This window comes from uncultured Microbacterium sp., from assembly GCF_963521645.1.
GTDB lineage: Bacteria > Actinomycetota > Actinomycetes > Actinomycetales > Microbacteriaceae > Microbacterium.
In genome coordinates, this window is sequence record NZ_CAUQVQ010000077.1 from 1 (window position 1) to 11750 (window position 11750).

12 protein-coding genes and 1 pseudogene are annotated in these 11750 nt (G+C 70.0%); 7 read left to right on the forward strand and 6 right to left on the reverse strand.

Going from position 1 to position 11750, the window contains the following annotated elements; all coding sequences use genetic code 11:
* Positions 1-101 precede the first annotated feature (101 nt).
* Complete coding sequence (locus RWO82_RS12860) at positions 102-644, reverse strand: universal stress protein (protein WP_314427693.1); 543 nt, start codon at positions 642-644, stop codon at positions 102-104.
* A 149-nt stretch (positions 645-793) separates the two neighbouring features.
* Between RWO82_RS12860 and RWO82_RS12865 the strand changes: the two genes are divergently transcribed.
* Positions 794-982: a DUF3073 domain-containing protein gene (locus RWO82_RS12865; protein ID WP_045254362.1), complete on the forward strand. Its 189-nt coding sequence runs from the start codon at positions 794-796 to the stop codon at positions 980-982.
* Between the two features lie 134 nt (positions 983-1116).
* Positions 1117-1944 carry an MOSC N-terminal beta barrel domain-containing protein gene (locus RWO82_RS12870; RefSeq protein ID WP_314427697.1) on the forward strand — a complete coding sequence of 276 codons (828 nt, stop codon included), beginning with the start codon at positions 1117-1119 and terminating at the stop codon, positions 1942-1944.
* A gap of 36 nt (positions 1945-1980) precedes the next feature.
* On the opposite strand, the gene RWO82_RS12875 is transcribed toward RWO82_RS12870, so the two are convergent.
* The 3 genes from RWO82_RS12875 to purM are packed head-to-tail and all read right to left on the reverse strand — an operon-like array spanning position 1981 to position 5885.
* Positions 1981-3318 (reverse strand): MFS transporter, encoded by a 1338-nt coding sequence (locus RWO82_RS12875; protein WP_314427699.1) that lies wholly within the window; start codon positions 3316-3318, stop codon positions 1981-1983.
* Positions 3291-4763 (reverse strand): amidophosphoribosyltransferase, encoded by a 1473-nt coding sequence (gene purF, locus RWO82_RS12880; RefSeq protein WP_314427702.1) that lies wholly within the window; start codon positions 4761-4763, stop codon positions 3291-3293. The genes RWO82_RS12875 and purF overlap by 28 nt, the downstream gene beginning before the upstream one ends.
* Positions 4764-4769: 6 nt before the next feature.
* The gene (purM, locus tag RWO82_RS12885; protein ID WP_314427704.1) at positions 4770-5885 is read right to left on the reverse strand and encodes a phosphoribosylformylglycinamidine cyclo-ligase; all 1116 of its coding nucleotides are present in this window, start codon (positions 5883-5885) and stop codon (positions 4770-4772) included.
* A 219-nt stretch (positions 5886-6104) separates the two neighbouring features.
* On the opposite strand from purM, the gene nhaA reads away from it, so the two are divergent.
* The 4 genes from nhaA to RWO82_RS12905 all read left to right on the forward strand — a co-directional run bounded on the left by nhaA (position 6105) and on the right by RWO82_RS12905 (position 10624).
* A complete protein-coding gene (gene nhaA, locus RWO82_RS12890) occupies positions 6105-7901 on the forward strand; it encodes a Na+/H+ antiporter NhaA (protein WP_314427719.1) in 1797 nt (598 codons plus the stop codon).
* A gap of 1 nt (position 7902) precedes the next feature.
* Positions 7903-9552, forward strand: a complete 1650-nt coding sequence (locus RWO82_RS12895; protein ID WP_314427706.1) for an FAD-dependent oxidoreductase — start codon at positions 7903-7905, stop codon at positions 9550-9552.
* An 11-nt stretch (positions 9553-9563) separates the two neighbouring features.
* Positions 9564-9905 carry a UBP-type zinc finger domain-containing protein gene (locus RWO82_RS12900; RefSeq protein ID WP_314427709.1) on the forward strand — a complete coding sequence of 114 codons (342 nt, stop codon included), beginning with the start codon at positions 9564-9566 and terminating at the stop codon, positions 9903-9905.
* Between the two features lie 86 nt (positions 9906-9991).
* The gene (locus RWO82_RS12905; RefSeq protein WP_314427712.1) at positions 9992-10624 is read left to right on the forward strand and encodes a zinc-binding alcohol dehydrogenase; all 633 of its coding nucleotides are present in this window, start codon (positions 9992-9994) and stop codon (positions 10622-10624) included.
* Positions 10625-10646: 22 nt separating this feature from the next.
* Here RWO82_RS12905 and RWO82_RS12910 read toward each other — a convergent pair whose 3' ends face one another.
* Together RWO82_RS12910 and RWO82_RS12915 are read right to left on the reverse strand one after the other, a co-directional pair.
* The gene (locus tag RWO82_RS12910; protein WP_314427715.1) at positions 10647-10961 is read right to left on the reverse strand and encodes a potassium transporter Trk; all 315 of its coding nucleotides are present in this window, start codon (positions 10959-10961) and stop codon (positions 10647-10649) included.
* A gap of 59 nt (positions 10962-11020) precedes the next feature.
* On the reverse strand, positions 11021-11392 hold the full coding sequence (locus RWO82_RS12915; RefSeq protein WP_314427717.1) for a sterol carrier family protein: 372 nt from the start codon (positions 11390-11392) through the stop codon (positions 11021-11023).
* A gap of 58 nt (positions 11393-11450) precedes the next feature.
* Here RWO82_RS12915 and RWO82_RS12920 point away from each other — a divergent pair.
* Positions 11451-11750: pseudogene (locus tag RWO82_RS12920) on the forward strand (coenzyme A pyrophosphatase); the annotation flags it as partial.

An 11750-nucleotide genomic window follows, 5' to 3' on the forward strand; every position in this document is an offset into this window, starting at 1 on the left:
GTCCTCGCTCGGCGACCGGGAGGGTCGGCTCCGCCGTCCTCGCTCGGCGACCGGGAGGGTCGGCTCCGCCGTCCTCGCTCGGCGACCGGGTGGGTCGGGGGCTACTCGGTCCAGATCTCGGGCTGGGAGTCGGGCACGGGCTCTTCGAGCGGCACCACGAGCACAGACCGGTGCTGCCGATGCGCCAGGCGTGCGGCGACCGATCCGGTGAAGAACTCGCGGATCGACTCCCCGATGCCGCGCTTGCGCGTTCCGACCACGATGAGCTGAGCGTCGAGCTTGTTCGCGAGCTGCTTGATCGCGAGGGCGGGGTCGCCCACGAGCTGGCGAGCCGTCCAGGTGATGCCCGTGCCGTCGAGGGCCGCCGCCGCCTCAGCCTGCACGGCCTCGAACTCGGCAGCGCCCGCGTCGAGGTTCATGTCGATGGGCGCCGAGTGCACGTATCCGTCGGGATCCTCGTAGGTCACGAAGCGCGTGACGTCGACGTGGGCCACCACGAGCGGCACGCGCAGCAGCCGGGCGAAGCGCGCCGCTTCATGGATGACGTGGTCCGACTGACCGGGCTGCATCCCGACGATCACGGCTTTCTGCAACGTGGCGTTCTGTGCCGCCTCGTCGGAGTGCGTGGAGGTGTTCTCGGTCATGATGATCGCTCCCTTCACCGGCCCGGCGTCGGCCGTGGCCGTCTAGCCGCGTGCTATTCTGAATGCTACTCTTACCGGCCTTGAGCCGGTGTCGTGAATGCATCGGGCGCCCAGCTGCCCGCAGCTCAACTCGTGAGGGGGTCTCAGGCATGGGCCGTGGCCGTCAAAAGGCGAAACACACCAAGATCGCCCGCGAACTGAAGTCATTCAGTCCGTCGGTGAACTACTCGGCGCTCGAGCGCGAGCTCGCGCACCCGAGCGACTCGGAAGACGCATACGTCGACAAGTGGGCCGACGAGTATGCAGACGAAGACGAGGACGAACTCGAAAAGGCCTGACCGCCGTTTCGCTCGTCGTCGAATCCCCCGTGCGCCGCACGGGGGTTTCGTCGTGTCCGGAATGCCGGGGCGCCGCGATCCCCGTTCGTGAGCGCGATTCCTGAGTTCGAGCTCGCTGCTGCGAGACTCTTTTCATGGCTCGCGTCGTCTCTCTCTATCGGCACCCGATCAAGGGGCTCACCCCGGAATCCGTGGACTCGGTCACGGTGCAGCCCGATGGTCGCATCGCCGGTGACCGGGTGCTCGCGTTCCGTTTCGCGGACGCCGCAGTGCCCGAGGTCCGCGACGGAATCGACCACTGGCCGAAGGCGAAGGGGCTGTCGCTGCAGGACTTCCCCTCCCTCGCGACTCTGCAGACGACCTACGACGACGAGCGACAGCGGGTGCGGATCGATGTCGGCGGATCCCCCCTCGTCGAGGCGGGACTCGACGACTCGGGCCGCGCCCGACTCTCCGAGGCCGTCACGGAGTTCGTCCTGACCACGCCCGAAGGCCGCCGCCTGCAGCGTCCGGGCAGACTGCCGCTGATCGTGGTCGGCGACGGGACCACCTCGAGGTTCCAGGATCGCGCGCGCGGATACGTGTCGGTGCACAGCCGAGCCAGCGTGAGCGCGCTCGGCGACGCCCTCGGCGCCGGCATCGACGACCGCCGCTTCCGTTCGAACGTCGTGATCGACGACGCCGCCGCGTGGTCCGAACTCGACTGGAGCGGGCCGGTGACCGTCGGGCAGATCGTCTTCGAAGCGGCCGGCGTGATCGTGCGCTGCCTCGCGACGCATGCCAACCCCGACACCGGAGTTCGCGATGCCAAGGTGCTGACCACGCTCACGTCGTCGTTCGATCAGGACGAGCCCACTCTCGGCCGCCTGCTGCTTCCCGGCGGCGGCGGCACGCACGCACGCGGCGAGTGGTCGGGCGGCGTCATCAGGATCGGCGACGAGGTGCACACCCGCGTCGCATGACGCGCGGAGGGCGACTCGGGTCGGCGACGGCTCGCGTCACCAGCGACCGTGCCGGCGCTCCCAGTCCTCTTCGATCGTGCGTCGGCGGCCTGCGACCCAGCCCGCCGGGATCACGGCGATCAGAACCCCCACCAGGAGCCACAGCGGGATCTGCCAGCTGTCGGTCATGTCGTGCAGCAGACCAATCAGGAGCGGGAACACTGCAGCGACCGCGTATCCGATGCTCTGCACGAAGCCGCTCAACGCGACCGCGCTCTCGGGCGTGCGGGCACGGATGCTGAGCAGCACCAGCGCCAGCGGGAAGAGGCCCGGCGCGAGGCCGTAGAAGACGACCCACAGGGGCAGACCCACCGTCGGGAGGAACAGGAACCCGAGGAGCCCGATCAGGCCGCACGCGATCGAGATGAAGAACACGGGGCGAGTGGCCTGGAAGCGGACGATGAGGACGGGCACGAGCAGCGAGCACGGCAGTCCCATGAGCCCGAACAGGGACAGCAGCAGTCCCGCGTTCGCCGGCGTGACTCCGCCCACGTCGATCATGATCGAGGGCAGCCAGGCGAACGAGACGTACGCCAGCGTCGACGACGCCGCGAACACGAGCGCGATCGACCAGGCCATCGGCAGGCGCCACAGACGCCCGAACACCTGCGGATTGGCGGGCGTGGTGGCGATCGGACCGGTGGCGACGGATGCGGCGTCGTATTCGTCGCGACCGCCTCCGGGCGCAGAGGGGTCGGTGCGCGCGGGCGGGGCGGCGGCCGCCACGGCATCCGCGCGACTGGTGATCAGCATCGTCACCCACGGCACCAGGGCGATCGCCGCGAACACGCCCCACAGCCCCAGCGACACCCGCCAGCCGGCGGAGTCGGCGATCGGCACCGCGACCAACGGCGGCACGAATGTCGACACCGCCATGGTCGTCGAGTAGACCGTCATCATCAGGCCGAGGCGGTCGGGGAAGTACTTCTTCACGAGCGGCGGCAGCAGCACGTTCCCCGAGCCGACGCCCGCGAAGACCACGGCCGTCGCGGCGAGCAGCGACGTGGAGTCGCCCGCGAGGCTGCGCAGAAGCAGCCCGGCGGCGATCAGCGCGATCGCGACCACGGCCACGCGCTCCAGTCCGAAGCGCCTCTCGAACAGCGGCGTCAGCAGACCGAAGACGGCGAAGCACACCGGCGGCGCTGCGCCGATGAGGCCCACGACCACCGAGGAGACCGCGAAGTCGTCGGCGACATGATCGAGCACGGGAGACAGGGAGGCCACCGCGGAGCGCAGCGAGAACGCGACCAGCACGATGCCGACCAGTGCGAGCGCACGGCCCCGCCAGAGCGGCTGCGCACCCGAGGTCACGAGGTCTGCGACCCCTCCACCCACGCGAGGTACTCGTCCGTGACGGTTCCGGTGACATACCGACCGTCGAAGCAGCTCATGTCGAGGTCGCTGAGCACCGATCCCTCGGTGATCGCATCCTTGAGGTCGTCGACCTCCTGATAGACCAGGTGGTCGCACCCCAGCTCCTGGGCGATCTCGGGGATCGTGCGGCCGTGCGCGATGAGCTCGTGGCGCGAGGGCATGTTGATCCCGTAGACATGCGGATGCCGCACGGGCGGCGCCGCGGAGGCGAACGTGACCGAGGTCGCGCCCGCGTCACGGGCCATCTGGATGATCTGCTTCGAGGTGGTGCCGCGCACGATCGAGTCGTCGATGAGCAGCACGTTCTTGCCCTGGAACTCGGTCGACATCGCGTTGAGCTTCTGTCGCACGCTCTTCTTGCGCACGGCCTGGCCGGGCATGATGAAGGTGCGGCCCACGTAGCGGTTCTTGTAGAAGCCCTCGCGGTACTCGATGCCGAGCTTGCGCGCGACCTCCATGGCCGCAGGACGAGCCGAGTCGGGGATCGGCATCACGACGTCGATCTTGTCCATCGGCACGTGCTTGGCGATCGTGTCGGCGAGCTTGTCGCCCATGCGCAGGCGCGACTCGTAGACCGAGACGCCGTTCATGACCGAGTCGGGTCGGGCCAGATAGACGTACTCGAACGCGCACGGCGCGAGCACCGCATCCTTCGCGCACTGCCTGCTGTGCAGCTCGCCCTCGTTCGTGATGAAGATCGCCTCGCCGGGCTCGACCTCGCGCACGACCTCGTAATCGGCGTTCTCGAGCACGAGCGACTCGCTCGCGACGACCCACTCGTCCCGGCCCTCGGCCCCCGGGACGGTCGACGGGCGGCGCCCGAGGATCAGGGGGCGGATGCCGAACGGGTCGCGGAACGCGAGCAGACCGTATCCGGCGATCACCGCGATGACCGCGTAGGCGCCTTCGATGCGCTCATGAGTGCGCTCGACGGCCTCGAAGATGCGCTCGGCGTCGAGGTCGACGGTCGAGGTGGTGTTCTGCAGTTCGCCCGCGAGCACGTTGAGCAGCAGCTCGGTGTCGCTCGACGAGTTCAGGTGACGACGGTCGCGCTGGGCCATGTCGGCCGTGAGCTCGCGCGTGTTCGTGAGGTTGCCGTTGTGGATGAGGATGATGCCGTACGGCGCGTTCACGTAGAACGGCTGCATCTCCTCCTCGTTCGAGGCCGTGCCCTTCGTGGCGTAGCGCACGTGACCGAGACCGACGTTGCCGAGCAGCCCCCGCATGTCACGCGTGCGGAACGCCTCGCGGACCATACCCTGCGCCTTGGCGTTGTGCATCACGCCGTTCGCCTCGGCGGTCGCGATGCCCGTCGCATCCTGGCCGCGATGCTGCAGCAGCAGGAGTGCGTCGTAGATGTCCTGATTGACCGGGGCAGAGCCCACCATTCCGACGATGCCGCACATGGGCTCTTACTTCGCTCCGTCCGCGTAGGCGCCGACCAGGCGCACCGCTCCACCGTCGACGCCCTTGGCGCCCTGTTCGAACTCTCCCGCCGGCCGCGCACCGAAGCCCACGGTGCCGACCTGCCATGCGGGCATGCCGTCTGCTGCGAGCGCCGCGATGGCGGCGTCCTTCTTGTCGGCTGCGACGATCGCCAGGAATCCGACGCCGAGGTTCCAGGTGCCCTCGGCGGATTCCAGCGTCGACCCCGCGATGTCGCTGAGCACGCGGAAGACCGGGCTCGGCGACCACGTGCTGCGGTCGACCTCTGCCCAGCTGCCCTGCGGGAGGACGCGCGCGAGGTTGGCCGCGATGCCGCCGCCGGTGACGTGGCTGAGCGAGTGGACGCCGCCGCCCAGCTGCTCGATCAGGCGCAGCAGCGGAAGAGTGTAGAGACGCGTGGGCTCGAGCAGCGCCTCGCCCCAGGTCGTGCCGAAGTCGGCGGCGTTGTCGCCGTAGCCGATTCCGGCGTTCGTGACGATGTGGCGCACGAGCGAGTAGCCGTTGGAGTGCAGACCGCTCGACTCGACCGCGATCACGACGTCGCCGTCCTGCACGCGCTCTGCTCCGAGGATGCCGTCGGCCTCGACGACACCGGTCGCAGCCCCTGCCACGTCGTAGTCGCGCGCACCGAGGAGGCCGGGGTGCTCGGCGGTCTCGCCGCCGATGAGCGCCGTACCGGTCGCGGTGCACGCTTCGGCGATGCCGCGCACGATGTCGGCGATGCGCTGCGGGAAGACCTTGCCGCACGCGATGTAGTCGGTCATGAACAGCGGCTTCGCGCCGACCACGACGATGTCGTCGACGACCATGCCGACCAGGTCCTGACCGATCGTGTCGTGCTTGTCGATGGCCTGCGCGATCGCGACCTTCGTGCCGACGCCGTCTGTGCTGGTCGCGAGCAGCGGGCGCCGGAAGTCGCGCAGAGCGCTCGCATCGAACAGTCCGGCGAAGCCGCCGACACCGCCCAGCACTTCAGGGCCGTGCGTCGCGCGCACGGAGGACTTCATCAGCTCGACGGCGAGATCGCCTGCAGCGGTATCGACGCCGGCTTCGGAATAGGGATTGGTGGGGGAGGCAGCCACCCTCCCAGCCTACCGCCCGACAGGCGCCCGGGCTCACCAGGAGTCCTCGCCCGATCCGTGGACAGATCAGCGCGGGCGGAGCAAACTGGCCCTGCGACACGACTCTCCGGAGGTGCCATGACCGATCGTCCGACGACAGCCGCTTCCCACACATCCGACCCGACGCCGCTGCGCCACGGCACGAGGCGTCTCGCCTCGATCGCCGACTCGATCGGACGGATGGGGCAGACCAGGCTCGGAGCGCTCCTGCTGCTGCTCGCGACCGTCATCGCGATCGTCTGGGCGAACGTCGCCTCGCAGTCGTACCACGGGTTCTGGGAGACGCACACGACCGTGAGCGTCGGCGACCTCGAACTCGACTTCACCCTGCACGCCCTCGTCAACGACGCCCTGATGGCGATCTTCTTCTTCACGGTCGGGCTCGAGGTGCGGCGCGAGTTCGCGATCGGCGAGCTCACCAGCTGGTCGCGCGCGGTGGTCCCCGTGGTGGCGGCCGTCGCCGGGCTCGCGCTCCCCGCCGTGCTGTTCGTGCTCATCGCGGGCCCCGCCGGCTACGGAGCGGCCTGGGGCGTCGTGATCTCCACCGACACCGCCTTCCTCGTCGGCGCTCTCGCGCTGATCGGTCCGCGCGGGTCCGGCCGCCTGCGGGTGTTCCTGCTCGCGCTCGCGGTCGTCGACGACATCGGCGCCCTGAGCATCATCGCGCTCGTCTACACCGACTCCTTCACGCCGATGCCGCTGCTCGTCGCCGCGGCCGGTCTGGCCGGCATCTACCTCGTGCGCTACCTGAAGAGCGGCCGGGGTCCCATCTACGCGACCCTCGCGATCATCGTCTGGCTCGCCTTCGCGATGTCCGGCGTGCACCCCACTCTCGCCGGCGTCGCCATCGCGCTGCTGGTGCCCGTGTATCGCCCCGACCGCCGCGACGTCGAGCACGCCCTCGAACTCGCACGCACTTTCCGCCAATCCCCCAGCACCGAGTACGCACGGGCGGCCGCCAACAGCCTGCGGGAGTCGATCTCGATCAACGAGCGCCTGCAGACCGCCTACGCGCCCTACGTCGCCTACGTCATCCTCCCCCTGTTCGCCCTCGCCAACGCCGGCGTAACCATCAACGGCGAGATCCTCGCCGCCGCCGCGCAGTCACCGCTGACCTGGGGCATCGTCGTCGGGCTCGTGGTCGGCAAGCTCGTCGGCATCTGGGGATCGACCGCGATCCTGCGCGCGCTCCGGCTCGGCGAATTCGGCCCAGGGCTCACGCAGGGGCGCATCGGCGGCGGTGCCGCTCTCGCGGGCATCGGCTTCACGATCTCGCTCTTCATCATCGATCTCGCCATCGACGACCCCGACGCGCAGAACGAGGCGCGCGTGGGCGTGCTCGCGGCATCCGTCATCGCGCTCGCCCTGGGCGTCGTTCTCTTCCGGATCTCGGATCGCCGGCATCCCGAGGCCGATGCGGGGCAGCGGCTCGTGCGTCCGGTCGACCCGCGCCGCGACCACATCTTCGGCCCGGTGGACGCGCCGTACACGATCGTCGAGTACGGCGACTTCCAGTGCGGCTTCTGCCTCAAGGCGACGGGGTCGGTGCACGAGGTGCTCGACGAGCTCGGTCCGCAGCTGCGCTACGTGTGGCGGCACGCTCCGCTCACGCAGCAGCATCCGAACGCCCTCGCGGCAGCAGAGGCGTCGGAGGCAGCCGCGAAGCAGGGCAGGTTCTTCGAGTTCGAGCGCGGGCTGTTCGCCGATCAGGACCGGCAGCTCCCGTCGGACATCATCCGGCTCGCGGCTTCGCTCGGACTCGACGTCGACCGGTTCGAACGCGACCTGACCGCCCCCGATGTCGCATCGCGGGTGCGCGACGACATGCTCGACGCCGAGGCGACGAACATCACCTCGGTCCCCACACTCTTCATCAACGGCCGTCGGCACACGGGCCCCTACGACGCGCAGTCGCTCATCCGGGCGCTGCGCGCGGAGGCGCCCGAGACCACTCCCCTGGGCACCGGAGGAAACTGACATGGATCCAGAGCACGCGCAGTCGGTCGAGTCCGACCCGGTCATGTCGCCGACGCTGACCGACGAGCAGTGGGAGCGGCTCGTCGCCGCCGGGACCCCGGAGGACGTCGCGGTGGGCGACTACGTGTTCCGCACGGGCGAGGCGGGATACGACCTCATCGTGATCGAATCGGGAGAGGTCGAGATCGTCCGCGACGCCCTGCGCTGGGTCGACGAGGTCGTGATCACCACGATGGGGCCGCGCACGTTCGCCGGCGAGCTGGGGCTGCTCAACGGCCAGGGCGCGTTCCTCTCCGCCCGCGTCACGGCGGCGGGGCGCGTGCACCGGGTCACACGGGCCGGGCTGCGCGCGCTCATGAACGAGGACGACGCACTGTGCGACCTCATCCTGCATGCACTGTGGGCCCGACGGGAGTCGTTGCGCGCCGGACCGGCCGCCATGACGCTGAAGTTCGTCGGCACGACGACCTCGAGCGACTTCCTGGCGCTGCGTCGCTTCGCCGAGCGCCTCGATCTCGTGCACAAGGCCGTGGCGCTGCCGCCCGACGAGCTCGGCCCGCTCGACACGCATGAGATCACCCTCGACGACCTCCCCGTCGCGTTCGTGCAGGGCGAGCCTCTGAAGCGGGCGACACCCGGGCTCGTCGCCGAGCGGCTCGGCCTCAGCTACCACGCGCAGGGCGACGAGATCGTCGACCTCGTCGTCGTGGGCGGAGGGCCCGCCGGGCTCGCGGCGGCGATCTATGGGGCCTCGGAAGGTCTGAGCACGGTGCTCCTGGACGCCGTGGCGCCGGGCGGGCAGGCCGCGGCGACCTCGCGCATCGAGAACTTCCTCGGGTTCCCGTTCGGCGTGAGCGGCGGCGACCTCATCGGGCAGGCGATCCTGCAGGCGCTCAAGTTCGGCGTGCGGGTCTACGCCCCCTGCGAGGCCGTGGCGCTCACCCGCATCGCACCCGATCTGCTCGACGTCGCGCTCTCGGACGGACGTCTGATCCGGGCGCGCAGCGTGATCGTCACCTCGGGAGCCGCCTATCGCAAGCTCGATCTGGACCGGTGGCAGGACTTCGAACGCTCCGGCGTCTACTACGCGGCGACGCCCCTCGAACTCCGCCAGGTGCAGGGCAAACCGGTCGTGGTCGTCGGCGGTGCGAACTCGGCGGGACAGGCGGCCCTCTACCTCGCCGCACACGGCTCGCCCGTGCACCTCGTGGTGCGGGGAGACGACCTCGGCTCCCGCATGTCGAGCTATCTGGCCGATCGCCTGGCGGACGACCCTCGCGTGCGCGTGCACACCGCCTCGAACGTCGTCGGGCTCGACGGCGACGGCACGCTGAGATCCGTGCGCATCGACAGCGTCGGCGAGGTCGACGCCCGCGGGCTGTTCTGCTTCATCGGGGCGACGCCGGCCACATCGTGGCTGCCGGCACTCGACCGCGACGACGAGGGCTTCATCCGCACGGGCACCGACGTCGGCGTGCAGACCCTCGACCAGTGGCAGGGCCTCGGTCGCGAACCTCTGCCCTTCGAGACGTCTGCCCCGCGGGTCTTCGCCGCGGGTGATGTGCGGCGCGGATCGATGAAGCGGGTCGCCGCCGCCGTCGGCGAAGGGTCCAGCGCTGTGGCGTCCGTCCACCGCGCCCTGGCGTTCTGAGAGGAGACATCATGACCGACATCGACACGAATGCCGCTCCGTCGGGCACCGGGTGCGTCGAATGCGACGAGCTCGGCGGGTTCTGGGTGCACCTGCGGCGCTGCGCCGCCTGCGGCCACGTCGGCTGCTGCGACACCTCGCCCGGCCAGCACGCCACGGCGCACTTCCGCGCCACGGGACATCGGCTCATCCAGAGCTTCGAGCCCGGCGAGGACTGGTACTGGGACTACGTCGAGGAGGCCGTCGTCGACGGTCCCGAGCTGGCGCCGCCGCGGAGTCACCCCGCCGATCAGCCCGCACCGGGGCCCGCCGGTCGCGTCCCCGACGACTGGCAGGACCTGATCCATCGGTGAGGGATCAGTCCCGTCGCACCAGGCAGGCGGGCCGTGTCGGCGATCGGCACTGCCGCGATGACACGAGGGTCTCCTACGATGGGGCCATGGCCGACAAGCCGCAGTGGTTGATCCGCGAGGATGCGAGCGTTCCGGTGCTCGTCGCGCTCGCACTGCGGCAATCGCTCGGCATCCGCGCGCCGGAAGACCTTCCCAGCCTGCGCGATCTGCCCGTGCGAGCGCCGGATGCCGTCGAGGTGACGCCCGAGCTCGAGAAGCAGTGGCGCGACTACTGGGACATGACGATCGAGCCGCGCGCGCACCCCTCGGACGTGCCTCTCGAACTGATCGACGGTTTCGACACACTGGTGGCGCTGCCGGCATCCGGGGCGGAACAGCTGGCCGAGGCGATCGTGCCCCATGCGGCATCCGCCCTGCACTTCGCCCGCGTCGCGCACGACCGCTATGTGTCGTCGATCCGCAGCTCGATCGCGACCCGTTCGGGGGGCGGCACGATCGGCGGCGAGGCGTACCGCGCCTACGCCAGCGCGATCGCGGAGTTCGAGCGCGACGTCGGCCGTCGTGCTCACTCGTTCGAACTGAACGTGCAGGTACTGCCGTTCTCACAGCGCGGCATCTGGTGGGTCGGCGCGCTGACGGTGGCCGTGACCGACGGACTCCGCCGCGATGTGGTCTCGTTCGACGCGGCGATCCGGCCGATCATCGCCGAACTGGCCTGACCGCGGAGCTGAGCCGCCGGCGTCAGTCGTTCGTGATGATGGTCTCGTGCTCGACCCGCACGACGTGATCGTGGCGACGGGACGTGCGCTCGAGGATCAGCGCGACGACGCTGGCGAGAGCGACGCCGATCGGCACCGTCCACAGCAGCAGGAATCCGAAGACCTGACCGGGAGGGTAGACGACGTTCACGGCCTCCGAGGGCTCGTAGCTGCCGATCATCGTCAGGATGCCCGCGGCGATGACCCCGAGAACGACCCCGATCCCCATGAACACGCCGAATCGCGGCACGCGACGAACGGTCGCGTCGATCGTCTCGGAGGAATCGTGGGAGGACATGCCCCCATTCTCCCACCGTTGACTGTGGGGCGCATGCGAATCCGGGCGAGAATGCCCGATCACGGACGCAGCGGCAGGACGTCGGCGAGATCGGCCCGCGTGCCCGAGGCCTGCACCCGGCCGGATGCCGCGGCATCGGCCCAGTGCTCGGCCCCCGTCGCGACGGCGATCCACGTGGCGGCGTCCATCTCGACCACGTTGGGAGGAGTGCCGCGCGTATGTCGCGGCCCCTGGATCACCTGCACGGCGCCGAACGGCGGCACACGCACCTCGACGCTGTTGCCGGGGGCCTTCTCGTCGAGCAGCTGCAGAAGATAGCGCACGCTGGTCGCGAGCACGGTGCGCTGCGGCTTCTCTCCGGCGGTCTCGGCGGCACGCACCGCGTCGAGAGCGGCGCGACCGTCGACGATGTCGATCTTGCGGGATGCCATGCTGCCCAGAGTACGCCGGACCGACCACACGGCTGACGACGGGCATAGGCTCGAGTCGATGAGCCAGAATCCCGACACACTGCACGGCGCGCGCACCCAGCTGGTCGCCGCGGCCCGGCGCAGCGAGGGCTGGGCACGACCGTTCCCGCCGGTCGTCGGCACTGCTCATCCGGCATCCGTGCTCGTGCTGTTCGGGCGGCTCGACAGCGTCCCCGCGCGAACCGACTCGGCGACCATGGCGGCCGACCTCGACGTGCTGTTGCAGCGCCGGGCGGCCACTCTCTCGTCGCACCCCGGTCAGGTGTCGTTCCCGGGTGGCCGCGCCGAGACCGCCGATGCCGACGCGGTCGCCACCGCG

What these genes read in the sequence shown, in the direction of transcription:
- purF (WP_314427702.1), bottom strand. Translation starts at nt 4,763, where the DNA reads ATGTGCGGCATCGTCGGAATGGTGGGCTCTGCCCCGGTCAATCAGGAC.
- RWO82_RS12905 (WP_314427712.1), top strand. Translation starts at nt 9,992, where the DNA reads ATGGCCGACAAGCCGCAGTGGTTGATCCGCGAGGATGCGAGCGTTCCG.
- RWO82_RS12865 (WP_045254362.1), top strand. Translation starts at nt 794, where the DNA reads ATGGGCCGTGGCCGTCAAAAGGCGAAACACACCAAGATCGCCCGCGAA.
- RWO82_RS12860 (WP_314427693.1), bottom strand. Translation starts at nt 644, where the DNA reads ATGACCGAGAACACCTCCACGCACTCCGACGAGGCGGCACAGAACGCC.
- RWO82_RS12900 (WP_314427709.1), top strand. Translation starts at nt 9,564, where the DNA reads ATGACCGACATCGACACGAATGCCGCTCCGTCGGGCACCGGGTGCGTC.
- RWO82_RS12870 (WP_314427697.1), top strand. Translation starts at nt 1,117, where the DNA reads ATGGCTCGCGTCGTCTCTCTCTATCGGCACCCGATCAAGGGGCTCACC.
- RWO82_RS12910 (WP_314427715.1), bottom strand. Translation starts at nt 10,961, where the DNA reads ATGTCCTCCCACGATTCCTCCGAGACGATCGACGCGACCGTTCGTCGC.
- RWO82_RS12915 (WP_314427717.1), bottom strand. Translation starts at nt 11,392, where the DNA reads ATGGCATCCCGCAAGATCGACATCGTCGACGGTCGCGCCGCTCTCGAC.
- nhaA (WP_314427719.1), top strand. Translation starts at nt 6,105, where the DNA reads ATGGGGCAGACCAGGCTCGGAGCGCTCCTGCTGCTGCTCGCGACCGTC.
- RWO82_RS12895 (WP_314427706.1), top strand. Translation starts at nt 7,903, where the DNA reads ATGGATCCAGAGCACGCGCAGTCGGTCGAGTCCGACCCGGTCATGTCG.